The 20,021-nt window shown below is 65.1% G+C and carries 20 protein-coding genes and 1 pseudogene; 8 read left to right on the top strand and 13 right to left on the bottom strand.

Translation table 11 applies throughout. The features are described 5' to 3' along the window. The first annotated feature begins 14 nt into the window (after nucleotides 1-14). From HUU99_RS07645 to lptG, 3 genes are all read left to right on the top strand, one after another. The gene (locus tag HUU99_RS07645) at nucleotides 15-1,949 is read left to right on the top strand and encodes an ATP-binding protein (RefSeq protein ID WP_174285976.1); all 1,935 of its coding nucleotides are present in this window, start codon (nucleotides 15-17) and stop codon (nucleotides 1,947-1,949) included. An 85-nt stretch (nucleotides 1,950-2,034) separates the two neighbouring features. After that, nucleotides 2,035-3,234, top strand: a complete 1,200-nt coding sequence (gene lptF, locus HUU99_RS07650; RefSeq protein WP_174285977.1) for an LPS export ABC transporter permease LptF — start codon at nucleotides 2,035-2,037, stop codon at nucleotides 3,232-3,234. After that, complete coding sequence (gene lptG, locus HUU99_RS07655; protein ID WP_174285978.1) at nucleotides 3,231-4,325, top strand: LPS export ABC transporter permease LptG; 1,095 nt, start codon at nucleotides 3,231-3,233, stop codon at nucleotides 4,323-4,325. Before lptF ends, lptG begins: the two co-directional genes overlap by 4 nt. A 3-nt stretch (nucleotides 4,326-4,328) precedes the next feature. On the opposite strand, the gene HUU99_RS07660 is transcribed toward lptG, so the two are convergent. Continuing rightward, the gene (locus HUU99_RS07660) at nucleotides 4,329-5,420 is read right to left on the bottom strand and encodes a fatty acid desaturase family protein (protein ID WP_174285979.1); all 1,092 of its coding nucleotides are present in this window, start codon (nucleotides 5,418-5,420) and stop codon (nucleotides 4,329-4,331) included. Between the two features lie 156 nt (nucleotides 5,421-5,576). Here HUU99_RS07660 and HUU99_RS07665 point away from each other — a divergent pair, with 156 nt between their 5' ends. Next, on the top strand, nucleotides 5,577-6,731 hold the full coding sequence (locus HUU99_RS07665) for an N-acetyltransferase (RefSeq protein WP_174285980.1): 1,155 nt from the start codon (nucleotides 5,577-5,579) through the stop codon (nucleotides 6,729-6,731). Between the two features lie 28 nt (nucleotides 6,732-6,759). On the opposite strand, the gene HUU99_RS07670 is transcribed toward HUU99_RS07665, so the two are convergent. The 6 genes from HUU99_RS07670 to HUU99_RS07695 all read right to left on the bottom strand — a co-directional run bounded on the left by HUU99_RS07670 (nucleotide 6,760) and on the right by HUU99_RS07695 (nucleotide 13,275). Next, nucleotides 6,760-7,557 (bottom strand): transporter, encoded by a 798-nt coding sequence (locus HUU99_RS07670; protein WP_174285981.1) that lies wholly within the window; start codon nucleotides 7,555-7,557, stop codon nucleotides 6,760-6,762. After that, a complete protein-coding gene (gene xth, locus HUU99_RS07675; protein WP_174285982.1) occupies nucleotides 7,554-8,324 on the bottom strand; it encodes an exodeoxyribonuclease III in 771 nt (256 codons plus the stop codon). The genes HUU99_RS07670 and xth overlap by 4 nt, the downstream gene beginning before the upstream one ends. A 9-nt stretch (nucleotides 8,325-8,333) precedes the next feature. After that, a complete protein-coding gene (erpA, locus tag HUU99_RS07680) occupies nucleotides 8,334-8,672 on the bottom strand; it encodes an iron-sulfur cluster insertion protein ErpA (RefSeq protein WP_174285983.1) in 339 nt (112 codons plus the stop codon). A 40-nt stretch (nucleotides 8,673-8,712) separates the two neighbouring features. Then, nucleotides 8,713-9,906, bottom strand: coding sequence for a M23 family metallopeptidase (locus tag HUU99_RS07685; protein WP_174285984.1), 1,194 nt, complete (start codon nucleotides 9,904-9,906; stop codon nucleotides 8,713-8,715). 239 nt (nucleotides 9,907-10,145) lie between these two features. Next, nucleotides 10,146-10,601, bottom strand: coding sequence for a peroxiredoxin (locus tag HUU99_RS07690; protein ID WP_174285985.1), 456 nt, complete (start codon nucleotides 10,599-10,601; stop codon nucleotides 10,146-10,148). After that, a complete protein-coding gene (locus tag HUU99_RS07695; RefSeq protein ID WP_174285986.1) occupies nucleotides 10,594-13,275 on the bottom strand; it encodes a bifunctional [glutamine synthetase] adenylyltransferase/[glutamine synthetase]-adenylyl-L-tyrosine phosphorylase in 2,682 nt (893 codons plus the stop codon). Before HUU99_RS07695 ends, HUU99_RS07690 begins: the two co-directional genes overlap by 8 nt. Before the next feature lie 66 nt (nucleotides 13,276-13,341). Between HUU99_RS07695 and HUU99_RS07700 the strand changes: the two genes are divergently transcribed. Beyond that, the gene (locus HUU99_RS07700; RefSeq protein WP_174285987.1) at nucleotides 13,342-13,521 is read left to right on the top strand and encodes a hypothetical protein; all 180 of its coding nucleotides are present in this window, start codon (nucleotides 13,342-13,344) and stop codon (nucleotides 13,519-13,521) included. A gap of 3 nt (nucleotides 13,522-13,524) precedes the next feature. Here HUU99_RS07700 and HUU99_RS07705 read toward each other — a convergent pair whose 3' ends face one another. From HUU99_RS07705 to HUU99_RS07715, 3 genes are all read right to left on the bottom strand, one after another. Next, the gene (locus tag HUU99_RS07705; RefSeq protein ID WP_174285988.1) at nucleotides 13,525-14,181 is read right to left on the bottom strand and encodes a sigma-70 family RNA polymerase sigma factor; all 657 of its coding nucleotides are present in this window, start codon (nucleotides 14,179-14,181) and stop codon (nucleotides 13,525-13,527) included. 92 nt (nucleotides 14,182-14,273) lie between these two features. Then, a complete protein-coding gene (locus HUU99_RS07710) occupies nucleotides 14,274-14,411 on the bottom strand; it encodes a hypothetical protein (protein WP_174285989.1) in 138 nt (45 codons plus the stop codon). A gap of 64 nt (nucleotides 14,412-14,475) precedes the next feature. Further along, the gene (locus HUU99_RS07715; protein ID WP_174285990.1) at nucleotides 14,476-15,279 is read right to left on the bottom strand and encodes a response regulator; all 804 of its coding nucleotides are present in this window, start codon (nucleotides 15,277-15,279) and stop codon (nucleotides 14,476-14,478) included. 243 nt (nucleotides 15,280-15,522) lie between these two features. Here HUU99_RS07715 and HUU99_RS07720 point away from each other — a divergent pair, with 243 nt between their 5' ends. Together HUU99_RS07720 and HUU99_RS07725 are read left to right on the top strand one after the other, a co-directional pair. Further along, nucleotides 15,523-15,684, top strand: coding sequence for a hypothetical protein (locus HUU99_RS07720; RefSeq protein ID WP_174285991.1), 162 nt, complete (start codon nucleotides 15,523-15,525; stop codon nucleotides 15,682-15,684). Between the two features lie 125 nt (nucleotides 15,685-15,809). Then, a complete protein-coding gene (locus HUU99_RS07725) occupies nucleotides 15,810-17,339 on the top strand; it encodes a sensor histidine kinase (protein ID WP_174285992.1) in 1,530 nt (509 codons plus the stop codon). 208 nt (nucleotides 17,340-17,547) lie between these two features. Here HUU99_RS07725 and tatC read toward each other — a convergent pair whose 3' ends face one another. Genes tatC through HUU99_RS07740 form a run of 3 tightly spaced genes read right to left on the bottom strand, consistent with a single transcriptional unit; the run spans nucleotide 17,548 to nucleotide 19,061 of the window. Continuing rightward, entirely contained in the window at nucleotides 17,548-18,312 is a 765-nt protein-coding gene (tatC, locus tag HUU99_RS07730) for a twin-arginine translocase subunit TatC (protein WP_174285993.1), read from the bottom strand. Then, nucleotides 18,309-18,764 carry a Sec-independent protein translocase protein TatB gene (gene tatB, locus HUU99_RS07735; protein ID WP_174285994.1) on the bottom strand — a complete coding sequence of 152 codons (456 nt, stop codon included), beginning with the start codon at nucleotides 18,762-18,764 and terminating at the stop codon, nucleotides 18,309-18,311. Before tatB ends, tatC begins: the two co-directional genes overlap by 4 nt. Before the next feature lie 60 nt (nucleotides 18,765-18,824). Then, complete coding sequence (locus tag HUU99_RS07740) at nucleotides 18,825-19,061, bottom strand: Sec-independent protein translocase subunit TatA (RefSeq protein ID WP_174285995.1); 237 nt, start codon at nucleotides 19,059-19,061, stop codon at nucleotides 18,825-18,827. Between the two features lie 190 nt (nucleotides 19,062-19,251). Between HUU99_RS07740 and HUU99_RS07745 the strand changes: the two are divergent. Continuing rightward, nucleotides 19,252-20,021, top strand: a pseudogene (locus HUU99_RS07745) (methyl-accepting chemotaxis protein); the annotation flags it as partial.

Here is a 20,021-nt window from a genome sequence, read left to right on the forward strand (position 1 = left end):
TGTAGCATGGCACCATGCGGGACGAGGGCGAAGCGATAGCCCCGAGGGACGGATCGACTTGGCGCATCACGGCGCTCGTCGTGATGGCGTTGCTTGGCGTCGTGGTACTCGTTGCGCTGATCGTGACGCTGGGAGGCGCAAATCGCCAGCGCGACCAGGCGTTGCAGCTGCAGACGCACAGCTTCGACGTCATGATCCTGGCCCGTACGCTCGACGGCATGATCGCCCGCTCGGAGGCGTCGCTTGGTCGCTACGTCATCAGTGGGGACAAGAGGCTCGGACGCCTTTATTACGACGAATGGCTCCAGGCGGGCAGCGGAATCGATCAGCTCGACCGCATGAGCCGTACGAGCACGGGATCGCGACCGCGCATCCAGCGTCTGCGCGCTGCCTATGATCTGCGCGGCAAGGAATTGTCTCTGATCGCCCTAAGCACCAATTACGGCAAGAATGGTCAGGCGCTTGCCCGCTATTACCAGGCGCGCGACGCCAGCTCGCTGGCGACGATCAACCAGGTGCTCGATCAGATCATCGCGCGTCAGCGCCAGCGACTGGCGGAACGCACCGCGGCGGCAGCGGCGTCCGTCGACCGATCGAGCCACATCGCCGGCGTTCTGGCGGTATTTGGCAGCCTGATCGTCCTGGGCGCCATCCTGCTCGGCTGGTTCACGATCCGTGCCCTCACCGATCGGGCGGTCGCGCAAGCCGACGCGGATGCCGAACGCAAACGAGCCGAGGAACTGACCGCCGCGGTCGAGGCGGCGACGGGGGCGTTGCGCGTGCAGGAGGCGAAGTTGCGCCAGATTCAGAAGATGGAGGCGGTAGGGCAATTGACCGGCGGCATCGCGCATGATTTCAACAACATGCTCGCGGTCGTGCTCGGCGGTCTCGAGCTCGCGCGACGCAGCCTGAAGGGCGAGGCGACAGCAGCGCACCGGCACATCGACAGCGCGTCGGAAGGCGCGAACCGCGCGGTCGCGCTGACCCGCCGCCTGCTCGCGTTCAGCCGGGAGGAGTCGCTCAAACACGAACCGCTCGTAGCGGCGACTTTGGTGGCCGGCATGACCGATCTGCTGGACCGCACGCTTGGCGACGCGATCGAACTGGTGACCGAGGACCGATCGGATGGCTGGCGCGTCTGTGCCGACCGCATCCAGCTGGAGAATGCGATCCTGAACCTGGCGGTCAACGCACGCGACGCGATGAACGGGCGCGGCACGCTGACGATCGTGACCGGGCATACGGCGCTCGCAAGCCATGCGGTCGGTCAGTGCGTCGCAGGCGAGTATGTAACGATCGCGGTGGGCGACAGCGGCTGCGGAATGACGCCCGATATCGCCGAACGGGTGTTCGAACCCTTTTTCACGACCAAACCCGTCGGCAAGGGTACCGGGCTCGGGCTCAGCCAGATTTTCGCACTGGTCCGTCAGCTTGATGGCGAGATCGGAATCGCGACCGCGCCGGACCAGGGTACGACCGTCACATTGTACCTGCCGCGCGAATTGTCCGAAACGCTGGCGGATGCGGTGGCCGAACCGGCGGCGCCGGCCACCGCCCCGCGCGCGGTCGATATCCTGGTGGTCGAGGACGATCCGCGCGTTCTCGCCGCGACGATCGGTGCGCTCGAGGAGCTGGGGCACCGCGTCGTGGCGTGCGACGATCCGCTGACGGCACCCGCGCTCCTCGACGCGCACAGGATCGACATCATCCTGACCGACGTGCTGATGCCGCGCCAAACCGGTCCGGAGATGATCGCCGCCCTGCCCGACCGGTTCGCCCGCATGCCCGTGATATTCGTAACCGGCTTCGCCGGCGACACCGAAGCAAGCGGGGTCGGCGATCATCAGGTGCTGCGAAAGCCGTTCACGCTGCAGGCGCTCGAAGCGGCGATCGACGCGGTAGCCCCGCATCGCGATACGGAAATCTCGATCGACATCGCCGCCGAATAAACCCTTCGCACACGGCGCACGAATATCGGCTGACGCCTACGCCCCGGCACTCTATAGCACGCCAACGCGTCCGTCCGGGAACCGAATGAAATCCATCGATCGCTATATGGCCCGGCTGATCGCGGTCCCGTTGTTCTCGACGCTGATCGTTGCCGCGATGTTGCTGGTGCTCGACCGCATGCTGCGATTGTTCCAGTTCGTCGCGACAGAGGGTGGCCCGATCAGCGTGGTATGGCGTATGCTCGCCAATCTGTTGCCCGAATATCTGGGGCTGGGCATTCCGATCGGGCTGCTGCTCGGCATCCTGCTGGCGTTCCGGCGGCTTGCGACCTCATCCGAACTGGACGTGATGCGCGGCGTGGGGATGAGCTATACCCGGTTGCTGCGCGTGCCGTACATGTATGCGATCGTGCTGGCATTGCTGAACCTGGCGATCGTCGGTTATCTGCAACCGGTATCGCGCTACTATTACGAAAATCTGCGTTTCGAACTGCGCACCGGCGCGCTCGGCGCGTCGATCAAGGTCGGCGAATTCACCCATCTCGGCGACCGGATGACGATCCGGATCGAAGAAAGCCGCGACAAGGGACGCAAGCTGTCGGGCATATTCGTCCATGCGCAGACGCCCAAGGGTGACTGGATCGGCGTGACCGCGGACCGCGGTCAGTTCCTCGCGACCGACGACCCCAACGTCATCATCTTCCGCCTGACCAACGGCACGCTGATCCACAACCGCGCCGATTTCGTGACGCCGCGCGTGCTCACTTTCTCCTCGCACGATCTGCCGATCAACCTGCCCAAGTTCGAAAGCTTCCGTCAGCGGGGCGGTGCCAATCTGGAATATACGCTGCCCGAACTCGCGCGGCAGGGGCACACCGCACCGACCCACCTGCTGCGGGATTCGGTGCGGGCCGAATTCCATTTCCGAGTCATCGAGGTGGCGACGATGTTTCTGCTGCCGCTGCTCGCGCTTGCGCTCGGTGTGCCGCCCAAGCGATCCAGTTCGGCGTTCGGCGTATTCCTGGCGATCGTGATGATCGTGACCTTCTTCAAGATCAACCAATATGCGACCAGTATCGGCGAACTGGGGAAGGTCGATCCGCTGATCGCCTTGTGGGTGCCGTTTACGATCTTCGCCGCCTTGGTATTCTGGATGTATTATACGATCGCCTATGTTCCCGGTGGCCAGCCTATCGGTGCACTGGAACGCGGCTTTGCCAAACTGGCGAGCGCGATCACCCGACACATGCCCGGCCGCCGACCGCGGACGGTGGTGACGCCATGACGATGGGCTTTTTCCCGTCGCGTACCGTCGCGATCTATATGGGTCGGCTGTTCCTGACCCGGACATTGGGTATCATGGCCGGGCTCGTGCTCGTGCTGCTGACGCTCAATCTGCTGAGCGAATCGGGAAAGATCCTGGCGCAGGCGGGCAATGGCGATGCCGAGGTCTGGCGCTACATCTCGCTGCGCGGGCCGCAGTTGATCGCGTTCGCACTGCCGTATTCTACGTTGCTCGGCACGATCCTGACGCTGATCACGATGAATCAGAATAGCGAGATCGTCGCGTTGAAGGCGTCGGGCCTGTCCGCGCATCAGTTGCTCGCACCATTGTTCGTCGTCGGGTTCGCAATGGCGATCTTCAGCTTCTCGTTCAACGACCGTATCGTCACGCGCGCAAACGCGACGCTCAGCGCATGGCAGAATGTCGACTATGGCCCCCTGCCCGTCGACCGCGGCGACCGGTCCAACGTCTGGGTGCGCGATGGCGACGACTTGATCGAGGTCGACCAGATCCGCGGCCGCGGCGACAACGCGACGCTGACCGGCGTCACGCTGTACGACCGGACGGGCGGCAACATGGTCGGCATCGTCCGCGCGCCGCAAGGCCGGCGACAGGGCGATGGCTGGCTGATCGGACCGGCGACCCGGTTCGACGTCGCCAAGGGAACGCTGACGAAGCTGGGCGCGACCGTCATCGGCCACGGCGTCCGGCCGGATCAGTTCACGCTCGCATCGGTCGATGCGGACGGATTGTCGTTCGGCGCGCTGAGGAACGCGATCAGCGACCTGTCGGGGGCCGGTCGACCGACCAAGTCGCTCGAGGGTGCGCTATGGCATAAGCTTTCGGGACCGTTGTCGTCGGTCCTGATGCCGTTGCTCGGGGCGATCGCGGCGTTCGGCACGGCGCGATCGGGCAAGCTGTTCGTACGCGCGGTCATCGGCATGATGCTGGGTTTCGCCTATTTCGTGGCGGACAATTTCGCGTTGGCGATGGGGACGCTTGGTGCCTACCCGCCGTTCCTCGCGGCGTGGGCCCCATTCCTCTTGTTCCTGATGATCGGCGAAGTGGTGCTGATCCGCAGCGAGGAGTGACGCCTAGCGTGCGCCCATCGTGCTGCGCGCGATTCGATGGACGAGCCCAGGCAGCCCGGGATAGCTCGCGCGGTGATAGGGCGACTGATCGTCCAGCGCTGCCGAGATACGCCGATGCGCCTCGCCGAGCGAATGATAGGGCAACCCCGGCAGCAGATGATGCAACGCATGGTAACGAAGCCCGACCGGTGCCCACAACGCGGGCAGCAGCGTCGGCGGCGGTACGTTGACCGTGTCAAGATATTGCGCGGTGACGGTCATCACCTCGCCCTCATTCTCCCAGAGATGCGCGACCAAGGTGCGCACCTGGTTCAGGACCGCGACGCCGGACGCGACGCCCAGGACGACGACGAACGTCGCAAGCGGCATCGTCCCGGTCGCGACCAGAAGCACCAGTGCGATCGCCCAGATGCCACACGCCGTTTCGAGCCGCAGCCACTGCCTGCGCGACTCGCCTTCGGGCGCGCGACGGCGGAATGCGGGATTGATCGACAGGCTGGAATACCGCTCCACGACCAGCGTCCGCAGCATCGGCGACAGCGCGGAAAGCGGCGTCAGCACCGCATACCGGAAAATGAGCGCGACCGGGGCAAGCGCAGATACCAGAATGAAAACCGGCAACGTCCACGGCTTCATCAGCGCTAGCGGCAGATATTCGGGATCCTCGCTGGTGCCGTAGCGGGTGCGCGCGTGATGAAGGTTGTGCACGCCCTCATACATGAACGACGGGATCAGCATCGGCACGCCCACCAGCGCGTTCCAGCCTGCGCGAAAACCGGGTACCGCCGAATGCTTCATATGCGTCAGCTCGTGAATGAAGCTGAGCGCGCGGTACAAGGCCAGCACCGCGACGAGCCCGGCAACGACCGCCAGCCCGGTCGACGGTACGAAAATCGCCGCCGCCAGTGCGCCATAGCCGAGCGCGACGGACGCGATCAGGTCGGCCCGATAGACGCGCGGCGACGGCAGGTTGAGTTCGCGCGTCAGATCGGCTGCGACGCGAAGCATCGCCTTGTCGTCGGCGATCCGGTGCGTCGGCACGCGCGCATCGTCCGTCGCTGCGGCGCGGGCATCGATACGGAGCGAGCTGGTCATGGCATCGGGCATTGGCGAAAGATAATGGCGGCAGCATGGCATTTACAGGCCGACGATCGGCCGCGGCGATGCAACCCGTCGATAACGCGACTTTTGCTCGCCTTGGTCCATCACGCTGGCTACCATCGACCGCGTACACGCGAGGGGACAGCACACATGGCGACCAATCTGACGATCCGGCCGATCGAAACGAAGAAGGACCGCAAGGCGTTCGTCGACCTGCCATTTCGTCTCTACGCCGACGACCCGAACTGGGTGCCGCCGCTGAAGGGGGAGGCGCTTGGCCTCATCACCCCCGAGAAGAACGGCTGGTACAGCCACGCCAAGGTCCAGCTGTTCCTGGCCGAGGAAGCGGGCAAGGTCGTCGGGCGCATCTCCGCACATATCGACACGCTGGCGCTGACCATGCCCGCGGGCCAGGGATTCGGTCCTGGCGTCGGCCAATGGGGGTTGATGGATGCCGAACGCGAGGACGTGTTCGTCGCGCTGATCGCCGCGGCGGAAAGCTGGTTGCGTGCGCAAGGCATGACCCGGGCGCTCGGCCCGATCTCGCAATCGATCTGGGAGGAGCCGGGCCTGCTGGTCAGCGGCTTCGACCACCCGCCGACGATCATGATGGGCCATGCGAAGCCCGAATATCGGGGCTGGATCGAGCGCGCCGGTTACGCCGTCGCCAAGGAACTGATGACCTACGATCTCGACATCCGGAAGGAATTCCCGCCGATCGTGAAGCGGATCATCAAGTCCGGCGAGAACAACCCCCGGATCGTCGTGCGCGAAGTGGACAAGCGCAAGTTCGAGGAAGAAGCCGCGATCATCCTGTCGATCCTGAACGATGCATGGTCGGACAATTGGGGCTTCGTCCCCCTCACCCCGCCCGAGATCAAGGACGTCGGCGTCAAGCTGAAGCCGATCGTGTTCAACGACCTGATCCGCATCGCCGAAGTGGACGGGCGGCCCGTCGCGTTCATGATCACGCTGCCCGACCTGAACGAGGCGATCAAACCGCTGAACGGTAATCTATTGCCGTTCGGCTGGGCCAGGCTGCTTTGGTGGTTGCGCAAGCCGAAGGTGCGCACGATGCGGGTACCGCTGATGGGCGTCGTGAAGGAGCTGCAATCGTCGCGCCTGGCGAGCCAGCTGGCCTTCATGATGATCGACATCATCAAGCGCGCCTGCGTCGAGCATTATGGCGCGACGCGAAGCGAGATCGGCTGGATCTTGGAGGACAATCAGGGAATGCGATCGATCGCGGAGACGATCGGCAGCAGCGTCAACAAGGTGTATCTGATATACCAACGAACGCTGTGAGATTTCGCCGACCGGCCGTACGCCGTGGTCAGAACAGGATCGCCCCGCCGCTGATTACCCGCACATCGGGGGTGTCGCGGTTGAGGCCGAACGCACCGAGGAGGTCGATCTGGAACCGCTTCGTCGGACGCCAGGCGATCGACGACGCGGCGAGCAGATGCGTTTCGTGTCCCGACGGATCGTTGTCGCGCTCGACCGACAATTCCTGGTACAGCGAGATGTCGTCGGTCAGCTTGTACCGCAGCCCGCCGATGCCGCTATACGCCAGATGCCGGCCAGCGCCCGACTGGTTCGCGGCAGCGTCCGCCTCGCCGGTGAAATCGACCGCCAGCTTTTCGGTCAGGTTATATTGCACGGGGATGATCCCACCCGCGCTCCATGTGCCTGCCCCGATCGGGTAGCGGCCGGTCGGAGCGGTGACGAACGCCTGGATGCCCGCGGAGAAGGGCTTGCCTTTCTCACCCGTCAGATGTTCGCGCACGGCAAAGCTGATATCGCCCGTACCGTCGACCTGATCGATCTGCCCGGTCGTCTTGTCGCGCGTGCGATCGTGGCCGAACGCGGTCCAGCCGAATTGCACTTCGGTATCCTTGCCCACGCCGATCCGGGCCAGAAGGTCGGCAGCGACGATCCTGTCGTCGCGCTGGTCGCTGCGGTCGTCGCGCTGCCAGTCGAGCGTCGAGAATTCGAAATGGACCTGCCCCGGCTCGGTCGTACAGCTCGACCCGCCGAGGCTGGGCCGGGTCGGGCAGAAACGCGGTTCGTCCTGGGCCATCGCCGGCGTCGCCGCCGCCATCAGCAACAGCCCGGAAAAAAGCCTCTTCATCGCAGCATCACCCAGGTCGGCGCATGATCGCTCGCCTTTTCGCGCGCACGATATTGCTTGTCGACACCCGCATCGATCAATCGATCCGCGACCGCCGGGCTGAGCAGCAGATGATCGATGCGAAACCCCGCGTCGCGTTGCCAGGCACCCGCCTGGTAATCCCAGAATGTCCATACGCCGCCCGCCGGATGCCGGGTGCGCAGCGCGTCGGTCCAGCCCTGTGCCAGCAGGCGGCGATACGCCTCGCGGCTTTCGGGCTGCATCAGCGCATCCTGCGCCATCGCCCGCACCGAATAGCTGTCGTCGTCATTGGCGATGACATTGTAATCGCCCGCCAGCACCGCGGGCACCTCCGCGGCCAGCAACAGGCGCGCGCGCGCCGCCAGTCGGTCCATCCACCGGAGCTTGTAATCGAATTTCGGTCCCGGTTGCGGATTGCCGTTGGGCAGATACAACGCCGCGACGACGAGCCCGTCGACATCGCATTCGAGATAGCGGCTATGCGCGTCCTCCGGCTCGCCGGCGAGGCCCCGTTGCCGCTCGACGGGCTGTGCGCCCTTCGCGAGCACCGCAACGCCGTTCCAGCCCTTTTGCCCGTGCCACACTGCGCCGTATCCGGCCGCCTCGATATCGGCGACGGGGAGCGTATCGTCGGATGCCTTCAATTCCTGCAGACACACGATATCGGGCTGCTGCTCGGTCAGATATTCGACGAGCCGCGGCAGCCGCGCCTTGATGCCGTTGACGTTGTACGTGACGATCTTCAACGTAAAACGTCAGATCGCGAAGCTGGAGCCGCAGCCGCAGCCAGACGCGGCGTTCGGATTTTCCACCTTGAACGCCGCCCCGCCGAGCGATTCGACGTAATCGACCGCGCAACCGCGAACGAGATCGAGGCTGACGCTATCGACGACCAGCCGAACGCCATTCGTCTCGGCTACCGCGTCGTCGGTCGCGATGCCGTCGGCAAACCCGAATTTGTACTGAAATCCCGAACAGCCCCCGCCATCGACCGACAGACGAAGGATCGCGGGTTTGCCCTGCTTGCCCGCGATCGTCGCCACACGCGCGGCGGCGGAAGGCGTCAGGATAATTTCGGGTGCGAGCGTTGCCATCCACTGGAGATAGGACGCTGCCTCCCCAAGGGCAACCGGCTCAATCCTGCGGCGCGGGTCCGTCACTCGACACGGGTATCGAATGGATGGCCCGGTCCTGTGCCGCGAGCAGATAGTCGGCGGTGGTCAGGAACGGCACCGGGTTGACCGCATGACCGTCGATCCGGACTTCGTAATGGAGGTGCGATCCGGTCGAGCGACCCGTCGATCCCATCAATGCGATCAGTTCGCCGCGCTTCACATGCTGGTTCGCGGTGACGAGGATCTTGGACAAATGACCGTAGCGCGTGGCGATGCCCTTGCCATGATCGATCTCGACCATGTTGCCATAACCGCCCGTGCGTTCGGCATGATCGACCATGCCGTCCGCGGTCGCGTAGATCGGGGTACCTATCGGGCCCCGGATATCCACGCCGGCATGCATCGCCGCGGTGCCCCGGAATGGATCGGTGCGGATGCCGAAATTGCTGGTGAAGGCCAGATGCTCGACCGGCTGGGTCGACGGGATGGCGATCGTCCCTTGCTGCAACGTGTCGAGCTTCTTCCACGTCTGGAACAAGGTGCGGAACTGCTGGTCGGCGCGCAGGTCGGCGACGGCCTCGGGACTGTTCGCTGCGATCAGCGGTCCGCCCATGGCTTGCGACGTGCCGCGCGCGAGGATGCGTTCGGGTTTCAGGCCGAGCTTGCGTACCGTGGCGGCGGTCTGCGCGTACCGTTGCTCCAGAACATGCCGGGCCTGCCCGGCCAGCGCGACCTGACGCGATTCGACCTTCGTCATCGGCGCGACCACATCCTTCGCCAGCCGGTCGGTCTGCGGATCGACCGACAATGTCGCGAGCGCGAACGTCTGCGCGTCACCCTTGCCGGTCAGCGCGGCGGCGATCAGCGCCTGGCGCTGTTCCATCCGCGCGGCATGGACCACGGCGAATTTGCGGATCGTCGTGACGCGCGCCTGCATGGCGTCGATTTGCCGTTCCATGTGGGCGATCTGCACGGCGGCGCTGGCCGGCGCGACGACCCCGACCGCCGCGGCGGCATGATAGGCGGCCTCCGCCGCGCCATACCCCGAAAAACCGAAGGCGACGACGCCGAATGCGGCGATCCCGGCCTGGGTCCGGCCCGCGACGCTGAAGCGGCGCAGGGCACGGCCATCATGGAACAGGACATCGCGGGTGGTGAAAAGCGCCCGGACACGTGACAAGACTGCGCCGGCGGTATCGGAAATCTTGGCCATCGGACCCCAAAAGATGCGCCTTCAGCCCGTACGGGACCCCGGCCTCGTTGCCGCGCCGGATACACACCCCGACCCGCCCCTGACCGCTCGATGTCTGGCCGACCTTGTCCGATCGGCGCAATAGCTTCGGGGCCGCCGCGCGTCAGACCGGCATCCGCCTGCGCCGAGCCGTTGAAGAGCCCGCCGATCATCGACCGAACTGGCCGGTATCGGCAGTTCCGCGCGCCGGACCCGTCGGCCTACAACGCCTTTACCGCCTCCAGCACCGCCGCGGCGTGGCCCGGGACGCGAACCTTGCGCCACGTCTTCGCTAGCGTGCCCGCCGCGTCGAACAGGAACGTCGCACGCTCGATCCCGAAATAGGTGCGGCCGTACATCGATTTTTCGCCCCAGACGCCGAACGCGTCGCAGACCGATCCGTCGGTATCGCTGCCCAGCGTCACGCCGAGCGCGTATTTGGCGGCGAACTTGCCGTGGCTTTCGGGCGAGTCCTTGGAAACGCCCATCAGGCCCGCCCCGGCCGCAGCGAAATCCTCGCTCAAAGCCGTGAAGTCCTGCGCCTCTCGCGTGCAGCCGGACGTGTCGTCCTTGGGATAGAAATACACGATCGTCGGCGTCGGCAGGTCGCGGAGACGGACCGGCGTGCCGTCCGCGCCCGTCACCGTCACGTCAGGCATCATTGCGCCTTCATCCATCGTTCGTCCCCGTCAGGTTTTGCCAGATCGCGCGAACGCTTTGCTGCGTTGTGGTCAGCGTTGCAACCACCGCCGCCCAATCGGCCAATCCGAGCGCGCGCGCGATCAACGCGCGCGTCGGCGCTGCGGGGTCCCGGCCGTCGGGTGCGACGAGCCGTAGTATGACCAGCGCACGCGTCAGGATATCGTTCGCCGCCCGTATCGCCGGCGGCAGATGTCCGGCGGCGACCAGGACATCGATCGCGCTTCCCAACCGGGGATCGAACCCCGTCCGATGGACCAGTTGCGCGATCTGCACGGCGAACTCCAGATCGACGAGCCCGCCCGGCGACAGCTTCACGTCGAGCGGCCCGGCAGGCGGCTTGTGCGCCGCCATGTCGCCCCGCATGCCTATCGCCGCCGCCACGATGTCGCGGTCCGGCCGCGCACCTTCCAGCACGTCGCGCAGGATCGTCGCCACCGCCGCGCGGGTCGCCGCCGATCCGAAGATCGGCCGCGCACGAGTCAGCGCCATATGTTCCCAGACCCATGCGTCCTCCCGCTGGTAACGGGCGAACGAATCGACCGTGACGACCAGCGGCCCCTGCGTACCCGACGGCCGCAACCGGGTATCGACCGTATAGAGCGGCCCCGCAGCCGTCGCGACCGACAGCGCCGCGGTCATCCTTGCGGCAAGCCGATTGTAATATAGCGTCGCGCCCAACGGTCGCGCGCCATCCGACTCGGCAGAGAAATCGCCGGTGAACAGATAGATCAGGTCCAAGTCCGAGGCGTGCGTCAGCTGTCCGCCGCCGAGCCGCCCCAGCGCAAGGATCGCAAACTCGCTGCCGGGCACGCGGCCGTGCGTGGCGGCGAATGCCTCGACCGTTGCGGCACCGATCACCGCGATCGCCGCCTCCGCCACGCGGGCATAGCCTTCGGATACGATCAACGGATCGACGGTTCCGGCGACGATCCGGACGCCGAGCGCGAATTTCTTTTCGCCCACCACCCGTCGGACATGATCGAGCCGCCGCTCATATCCGACCGCGTCGCCGCCGCGCATTTCCGCCGCCAGCGTGTCGACATCGCCGACGTCGTCGAATGCGGTCGCATCGATCAACCCGTCGAGCAACGCCGGCTGCCGCCCCAAAGCCTCCGCCAACGGCGCGGCATGGCTGAGTATCAGCGTCAGCAGCGTCGCCAGCGCTGGCCGTGCATCCAGCAAGCGGAACAAATTGATCGCGCTCGGCAGATGTTCGAGCAAGGCGTCGAACCGGAGCAGGACCGCCTGTGGATCGGGCGCGCCGCCGATCGCCGGGACCAGCGTCGGCAGTGCCGCCTCCAGCGCCGCGCGCGCCGCGGGGCTGCGCAGCGCGGGATAGGTGCCCGCCCGCCACGCCTCCAGTCTCGTCCGGGCCGCTGCCGGGTCCGGAAAACCGGCGATCGCCAGGTTTTCTTCCAGTGCCACCGGATCGTGAACGAGCATCGGCGGCGAGCCATCGTCCAGTGCGTCGTAGAGCGTCCCGACCGCCGCCACCCGAGGCGCGAGCAGCGCGATCAGCGCATCTCCGTCCTTCAGCCCGTGCAACCGCGCCACACCGTCCAGCGCTTCGCCCGTGGGCAAGGCGTGGGTCTGACGATCGTCGATCATCTGCACACGGTGTTCGATCGTGCGAAGCAGCGTGTAGCCATCGATCAGCGCCGCCGCCTCGTCCGCGCCGATCCACCCCGCCGCCGCCAATGCCGCCAGCGCATCCCGCGTCGCGGGCGCGCGAACCGACGGATCGCGGCCGCCGTGGATCAGCTGATGGATCTGCGCATAGAATTCCGCCTCGCGGATACCGCCGCGCCCCCGCTTCAGATCATAGCCCGGCCCGAGCCGCTGCCCCTGCGCGTGATGGTCGCGGATCAGTCGCGACATCCCGCGGAGTTCGCGCACCGCACCGAAATCCAGCGTGCGCCGCCAGACGAAGGGACGGATCGCGTCCAGGAACCGCGTACCGAGCGCGATGTCGCCCGCCGCCGCGCGTGCGCGAATGAACGCCGCGCGCTCCCAGGGCAGCGCCTGCGATTCGTAATATCCAATTGCGGCATCGACGGGCAGCGCGATCGGCGTCGCTTCGGGGGAGGGCCGCAGGCGAAGATCGACGCGAAGGACATAGCCGTCGCCGTCGCGCGCCTGAAGCAGTTCCACCACGCGCCGCGCGATCCGGACGGCGGCCTCCTCGGGCACCTCGCGCGGGCGACAGGGCAGCGTATCGGGATCGAAGATCAGGATCGGGTCGATATCCGACGAATAATTGAGTTCGCGACTGCCCTGTTTGCCGAGCGCGATGCCGGCAAACCCGCGGATCGGTTCGTCGGGCGTGCGTTCGGCAATAGCAGCGCGGATCGCGGTATCCAGCGCCCGATCGGCAAAGTCGCTGAGCGCTTGCGTTACCCCGGTCAGATCGAGAATGCCGGCAAGGTCGCCGATCGCGACCGACAGCGCCAGCGCCCGTCGATCGAGCCGAAGCCGTTTCGCGGTCGGCATGTCCGGCGTCGAGGAAGAGGCGGTCAGGTCCAGCCGCCCATCGGCCAAGGCTTCGGCGATCGCCGGTTCGCGTTCCAGCAGCAGACGAAGGAACGGCGACCATGATATCGCCCGCGTCATCGCACCGCGCAGGTTCGTTCGGGAGAAAAACGCTTGCATGGAATTCGCGCATTCTTGCGGTAAATAAAGGCGCAACGATTAACAGGCCCGAACGTTTTACGCTCTATGGCAAATCTGGTTGCCCTTTCCCAAACGCACAGCCGCGGCAGCTATGTCGTCGCGGGTCCGGTGCGCACGGGCGCGATCGGCGATATCCTTCGCGCATCGTTCACGCCGGGCAGGCTCGTCGAAGACGATATCGACCGCCTGCTCGCTCAACTTGATCGGCTAAGCGAACTGGCTTGACGATTAGCGGCCGCGGCTCAGCCCGTCGACCTCCGCCATGATCGTATCCAATGCGGTCTTGCTCGAATCGACTTCGAACGACCGCCTCGATGGCAATGTGCCGCCCGCCATCAATGCCTCCAGTGCGACACGACCGCGCGCGACCCGGCTTTTGATCGTACCGACCGCGACATTGCAGATGTCCGCCGCCTCCTCATAGGCGAATCCGCCCGCGCCGACCAGGATCAGCGCCTCGCGTTGCGGCTGGGGCAGATGAAGCAATGCGCGTTGCATGTCGCCCAATTCCACATGACGATCCTGGCTCGCCGGTGCCGCCAGAATGCGGTCGGCGACCAGATCGTCCCACTCGCCCTTGAAGCGGGCACGTCGCATTTGCGAAAGGTAGAGGTTGCGCAGGATGATGAACGTCCATGCCCGCATGTTGGTGCCGGCCTGGAAACGCTTGCGCGCCGCCCACGCCTTCAGCAACGTCTCCTGGACGAGATCGTCCGCGAGATCGCGGCTGCCGGACAGCGAGCGGCCGAACGCGCGTAGATGCGGGATCACTTGCCCCAGTTGTACCTTGAATTCGGGATCGGACAACGAAACATGTTCGACGACGACCAACTCGCCTTCGTCATCGTCCTCGTCGCGGACATCGCGCGGCGCGGTTGGCGTCATTGGAATTTCTCACCCCGATCCGCGGGTAGGCCCCGGCGCATCCAACATAGGAACCCGATCCGCCGATTGCCAGCGGTCATACGGCCCCGTCCTCAGCGGAAGAACAGGATCGCGAAGACGACAATGATCAGCACCAGCGAGATACCGAGAATATAACGCACGCGGCCGGTCGTCTCACCTGCGCGGGCATCCACGGCACCCAATTCGGTTGGTTCATTCGGATCGTTCATGATTCCCAAACCTTCCAGAACCGTTTTGGCTCCGTAACTTTCTCGATAAATACCGACTCGAAGCTCAGGCCACCGGTACCGTGTTCTGATCGAAGAACAGCGCCTGGCTGATCGCCGCCTTCACCGTCGACCGCTGGAACGGCTTGGTGATGAGGAACGTCGGCTCCGGTCGCTCGCCCGTCAGCAGCCGTTCGGGGAAGGCGGTGATGAAAATCACGGGGACGTCGAACTCGGCGAGGATGTCCTTCACCGCATCGATCCCCGAGCTGTCGTCCGCCAGTTGGATGTCGGCCAGCACCAAACCCGGTCGATCCTCCATCGCGAGACCGACCGCCTCGTCGCGCGTCACCGCGACACCGGTCACGTCGTGACCGAGGTCGCGGACGATCGTCTCGATATCCATCGCGATCAGCGGCTCATCCTCGATGATCAGCACGCGGGCGTGCGTCTGCTGCTCGATCTCCGCCATGGCTTCGGCAACCAGTTCGTCGACTTCGCCGGCGTCGACCTCGATCAGAAAGGCGGCGTCCTCCTGCGTGAAACCTTCCATCGCCGTCAGCAGCAACGCCTGACGCGACAACGGCGTCATTCGCGCGAGGCGCGCGCGGGCGGTCGCCTCATGCCCTTCGGCCAACACGTCGGCCCGTTCGGCATCTTCGTCGAAATTCGTCGAATTCCATATGCCCTGGAACATCCGGTAAAGCCCCAGCCGAGGATCGACATCGCGCGGAAATTGGTCGGGCGCGGCGACGATCGCCTCCAGCGTGGCGCGGACATATTGATCGCCATGCGTCTGGCTACCGGTCAAGGCGCGGCCATAGCGGCGCAGGAAAGGAAGATGCGGGGCAAGCTGCTGACCGAGCGACATGGGGGTGTGATACTCCTGATCTGAAGACGCTCAATGTGCCCAGCACCGCGTGGTTGCAACCCGAACATCGGCAGAAGCCGAAATCCGGGAACACGAGACATGCGGGGTTTTTCGCGCCTGACGCGGGAACCAACGAGCGGATATTTGGTTTCGTTCACAGGAATATGCCTGTCGCAGGTGTTGCCGAATACGATATGGGTTAATGCGTCGCTTCTTTGAGGCTGACAGGGGGATATTTTTAATTTGGGCCAGGACACGCCGAAGCGATCGAGCAAGGACGACAGCAAGGCCCGCGTGCAGGGCAAGGATCGCGATATGGGATCGGCGCTTCGTTCCGTATATCTGAAGACGGTCGAAGAGTCGGTACCGGCGGAGATGCTCGATCTTCTCGGCAAATTACACTGACGACCGGGCCAGATGGCCATGGCGTGATGCCAGACCCTATCGTTGCGACGAGCATGGCGACCGAACACTGTGTACGGCGAGAGGATGATCGGCCGGTAGGCCGTCTCCATTCCCGACTGGCGCGGATGCCGACGGGCGCAAAGCTGTTCCTGATTCTGAGCGGTGCGCTGTTGCCGCTCGCGATAATCGCGGTCTTCGCAACACTGCAAATGACCCGGATCACCGTCGAGGACGTCCGGTCGCGATTGCGCGTCACCGCCAACGAAAGCGCGCACGCGCTCGCGATCGAACTGGCGGGAGACATGACGGCGCTGCGCGTTGCCGTCCGGGCTTTGGGAACCGATCCTACCGATGCGCCCAGTTGCGCACGTGCGCTGGGAGTATTCGCGCAGCAGGCCAATTCGGGGACGCGGTTTGCCATCCTCGATCCGCACGGGACGCTGATCTGCGGCGATCCGATCGCGCGAGCGGCCAATCCGGGTCACACCGATCGCGGAATAGCAGCGGCGATCCTGCCGGATCGCGGGCTCGTCTTGTCCATCACCGGTCCCCGCGGTGGCAATACGGCGCGCGCCTTTTTCCCCGCTCCGTTCCTGTCGATGATTGCCGCACCCACGACCCGCGCCACCGCATATGGCAGCGTGCTGACGGACGACCGCGACGACCAACTGGTGCTCCAGGCGATTCCCGGCGAACAGCCATTCGACCGGCTGGAATCCTCGCACATCGACCTGGGTGTCGCCGGTCTGGCGCTGCGAACCACGACGCGCAGCGCGCCGATCACGTCGTCGTTCGTCGTCGCTCTGCTATTGCCGTTGCTCATGTGGGCGGCCGCGGCCGGGATCGGCTGGTTCGTCGTGGATCATCTGCTCATCCGGCCGCTGCGAAGACTGCGCGCTGCGGTTGCTGCGTTCACGCCCGGGGAGATCATCGATCCCGTCGCGATAACGTCGCTCCCGGCGCAGGAAATCCGCGAGCTGGGTGATACGTTCCGCGCGATCAGCCGGACGGTGGCGCTTCACGAGGCGGGGCTGGCAGAGGGGCTGGTCCGCCAGACCAAATTGACGCGCGAAGTGCATCACCGTGTGAAGAACAATCTCCAGGTCATCTCCAGCCTGATCAATTTCCATGCGCGCGGTGCACGGAGCGCGGACGCCACTGCGGCTTATGCCTCGATCCAGCGACGGGTCGACGCGCTGGCGGTCGTACACCGCAATCATTTTGCCGAGATGGAGGAAAATCGCGGGCTGAACCTGCGCGGGGTCATAGGGGAACTGGCCGCCAATATCCGCGCAACGGCTGCGGATATCAGCATGGGTATGCGGATTACGCTGGATGTCGAACCCTACCTGGTCACCCAGGATGTCGCGGTGGCGCTCGCTTTCCTGATTACCGAATCGATTGAGCTTGCGACGAGCTGCGATCCGTCCGCGCAGATCCGCGTTGCGGTCACGGCCAGCGACGCCGACGCCACGAAGGCGGTGCTTCGCGTCGTTTCGCGTGCGCTGGTCGACGGCGACCTGCTGCGCGAACTCGTAAAGTCCCGCTATGGCCGTGTCATGGAGGGTCTGTCCCGGCAGCTCCGCGCGCCCTTGCACCATGATCCGCTGGTGGGCGCGTACGAGATTGCGTTCGCGGTCCAGGGACGTGATTAAAACGGGCAGGGAAAAAACGCGACCCACCGCGGAACCAACCTCGCCGATCGCCGTTTCTATATTCGGATAGCGACCTTATGCCCCCCCGCTCTCGCTATCCACGAATAGGCCCGGAAGCGTCCACCCTCCCCCCCCGGTGATGCTTTCGGGTCTTATTCTTTTCCGCAGACGTACAGCACTTGCATTGATCGCCGTGCGAACCGATCGATCAGTCTTCGGTTGCGGCCACCGGCTCACGTGCCCGCCGACGTTCGGTTATCCAGATGCCGACCAGTGCAGCCTCGTACAAAAGCACGAGGGGGATCGCGAGCAGGAGTTGCGAACCGACGTCGGGTGGCGTGAGAACGGCAGATACCGCGAAGGCGGCCACGATCGCATATCGACGCGCCCCGACCAGTTGCTTGCGGGTGACAATCCCGGCGCGCTCCAGCAGCATCAGCAGGATGGGCAACAGGAAAGCGAGCCCGAAGCCGAACAGCAAATGCATGATGAACGAAAGATATTCGGCGACATCGGGCAACGCCTGTCGCCTCACGCCTCCGATATTGCCGGAATACCCCAAAAAGAAGTGCAATGCGATCGGTACCGCGACGAAATACGCTAGCGCAGCCCCACCCAGGAACAGCACGGGGGTCGCGGCGAGGAAAGGCAGCACCGCGCGCTTTTCCTTTTTATAGAGACCGGGGGCAACGAACCGCCAGAGTTGGTTGGCGATCACCGGAAAACTGAGCATCATCGATGCGAAGAAAGCGAGCTTCACCTCGGTGAAGAAGCCGCCATACACGGTCGTGAAGATGACCTCCTTCTGACCCGCCGCGCGTAGGGGTGCCAATAGGAAGGCGAACACCGGTTCGACGAAATACATCGCGACCGCGAAGCAGAGCACCAGCGCGGCGATACAGTATAGGAGACGGCGGCGCAGTTCGATCAGATGATCGAGCAACGGCGCACGACTGTCGTCGATCTCGCTCACGACGGTGCGCCGTCCTTCGGTGACCGGGCATCATCGGCGACAGGGGCCGGCGCGACGACGGGCCGCTCGACGTGAACCGGCACGCCGACGCCATCGGCGGGACCGTCATCCGCGGGGCCGCCGTCGGCCGAGGGTAGCGCCTTCATCTCCGCGCCGTCGTATGCGACCGGCGTGGCGTCATCGGAATGTTCGATCGCGGGCTGGTCGATCGCCGGCTGCGGGTGTTCGCGCATGATCCGCTCGTTTTCCGTCGCCCAGCGCTTTTCCATTTCTTCCAGTTCCGCCTCACGCACCATCTCGTCGAAGCCCGATCGGAATTGCCGCGCGACTCCCCGCGCCTTGCCCACCCAATAGCCGACGATCCGCATCGCCTTCGGCAAGTCCTTCGGGCCGATCACGATCAGCGCGACGAACGCCACGAGCAGGAACTCGGAGGGCGCGATATCGAACACGGTGCGTCCCTCAGCGGACGGAGAACGGGATGATGGTGAGGATCAGCGGATCAGGTCCGTTCAGCGATCGTCGCGAACGCGGTTGCCATCGCGGTCGAACGCCGGATCGGCGGATTTCTGTGCGTCGATCCGCGGTGCCGGCTTCGCCGGATCCTCGTCATGTTCCGCCATGCCCTTCTTGAAATTCTTCACGCCCTTGGCGACGTCGCCCATCAAATTCGAAAAGCGACCCCCGCCGAGCAGGAGGATCGCGACGACCGCAAGAACGAGCAGATGAATCGGGCTAAAGCTGCCCATGGCAAGTCTCCTGGATACTGCCCGACACTTAGGCTCCAAAGCGTATCACCGCAATGGCCCCGGTCGAATGGACGCCCACCCGCGACCGAGGCGAGGATCGACGCGTCACGGACCGCGTTTCCTAACCCCCCGTTAATCATTCGGGCCTAGCGACAGGGGATCAACGATCGAGCGCGATGGAGCCGTCCCTTTGCCAACCACCGACCCGTCCATCCCGGGATCGATCGCCGCCACGATCGATCTTCCCAGCCGGCTCAAGGCATTCGATTTCGACGGATCGCTGGTCGGCACGACGCGCGTAGCGTGGGACGTCATCGCCCCCGAAATCACCGCGGTCGCCGAAGCCTATTGGGCGCAGCGGTTGCGCTATTTCGCAGACGGGCGCGTCAGGGCACCCCAGGATACCGCCCGCATGATCGAACTGGGCTGCGTGTTCCTGCGCAACCGCTTCCTCGATACCGCCGGCCGTGCCTGGATCGAAGCGATCGAACGATCGGTCGATGCCGCCTATCAGGCGGACGTCTCGCCGCTGGCGCTGCTGTCGATGATCAGCGCCGGCGACCGTGCCGCGCTCGACGTGCTGATGCGGCGGCTGGAACGAGCCGACCCGCGACTGCCGATGCTGATCGACACGCTGATGCGCTTGTCCGCGCTCGAGGGTGAGATCACGGTCGCCATCTACCAGCGTCACGGCGAGCTTTCCGCCCGCGGCGCGCGGGACCGGCTGGCGAGCGAGTTCCGGACCGGGATCGCCGCTTTGGTCGAGGATGCCACCGAGGAAGGCCATGCCCTGCGCGCGCAGACGGTGCGCAGTTCGGCCTCCGCCCGCGGTGTGCTCGGCAAGGCGAGCGAGGTCGCGGCCGCGGCCGAGCAATCCGCGGTTGCGATGCGCGAGGCGGCGCAGACCGCGGCCGGGCTGATCCGCGCGATCGAGGATGCCCGCACCGAGGTCGAGGCGGC

This window comes from Sphingomonas bacterium (genome assembly GCF_903642285.1).
Classification (GTDB): domain Bacteria; phylum Pseudomonadota; class Alphaproteobacteria; order Sphingomonadales; family Sphingomonadaceae; genus Sphingomonas.

Bases quoted from the DNA above. Each gene is read 5' to 3' on its own strand.
- HUU99_RS07645 (WP_174285976.1), top strand. From the start codon at position 15: ATGCGGGACGAGGGCGAAGCGATAGCCCCGAGGGACGGATCGACTTGG.
- lptF (WP_174285977.1), top strand. From the start codon at position 2,035: ATGAAATCCATCGATCGCTATATGGCCCGGCTGATCGCGGTCCCGTTG.
- lptG (WP_174285978.1), top strand. From the start codon at position 3,231: ATGACGATGGGCTTTTTCCCGTCGCGTACCGTCGCGATCTATATGGGT.
- HUU99_RS07660 (WP_174285979.1), bottom strand. From the start codon at position 5,420: ATGACCAGCTCGCTCCGTATCGATGCCCGCGCCGCAGCGACGGACGAT.
- HUU99_RS07665 (WP_174285980.1), top strand. From the start codon at position 5,577: ATGGCGACCAATCTGACGATCCGGCCGATCGAAACGAAGAAGGACCGC.
- HUU99_RS07670 (WP_174285981.1), bottom strand. From the start codon at position 7,557: ATGAAGAGGCTTTTTTCCGGGCTGTTGCTGATGGCGGCGGCGACGCCG.
- erpA (WP_174285983.1), bottom strand. From the start codon at position 8,672: ATGGCAACGCTCGCACCCGAAATTATCCTGACGCCTTCCGCCGCCGCG.
- HUU99_RS07685 (WP_174285984.1), bottom strand. From the start codon at position 9,906: ATGGCCAAGATTTCCGATACCGCCGGCGCAGTCTTGTCACGTGTCCGG.
- HUU99_RS07690 (WP_174285985.1), bottom strand. From the start codon at position 10,601: ATGGATGAAGGCGCAATGATGCCTGACGTGACGGTGACGGGCGCGGAC.
- HUU99_RS07695 (WP_174285986.1), bottom strand. From the start codon at position 13,275: ATGCAAGCGTTTTTCTCCCGAACGAACCTGCGCGGTGCGATGACGCGG.
- HUU99_RS07700 (WP_174285987.1), top strand. From the start codon at position 13,342: ATGGCAAATCTGGTTGCCCTTTCCCAAACGCACAGCCGCGGCAGCTAT.
- HUU99_RS07705 (WP_174285988.1), bottom strand. From the start codon at position 14,181: ATGACGCCAACCGCGCCGCGCGATGTCCGCGACGAGGACGATGACGAA.
- HUU99_RS07710 (WP_174285989.1), bottom strand. From the start codon at position 14,411: ATGAACGATCCGAATGAACCAACCGAATTGGGTGCCGTGGATGCCCGC.
- HUU99_RS07715 (WP_174285990.1), bottom strand. From the start codon at position 15,279: ATGTCGCTCGGTCAGCAGCTTGCCCCGCATCTTCCTTTCCTGCGCCGC.
- HUU99_RS07725 (WP_174285992.1), top strand. From the start codon at position 15,810: ATGCCGACGGGCGCAAAGCTGTTCCTGATTCTGAGCGGTGCGCTGTTG.
- HUU99_RS07740 (WP_174285995.1), bottom strand. From the start codon at position 19,061: ATGGGCAGCTTTAGCCCGATTCATCTGCTCGTTCTTGCGGTCGTCGCG.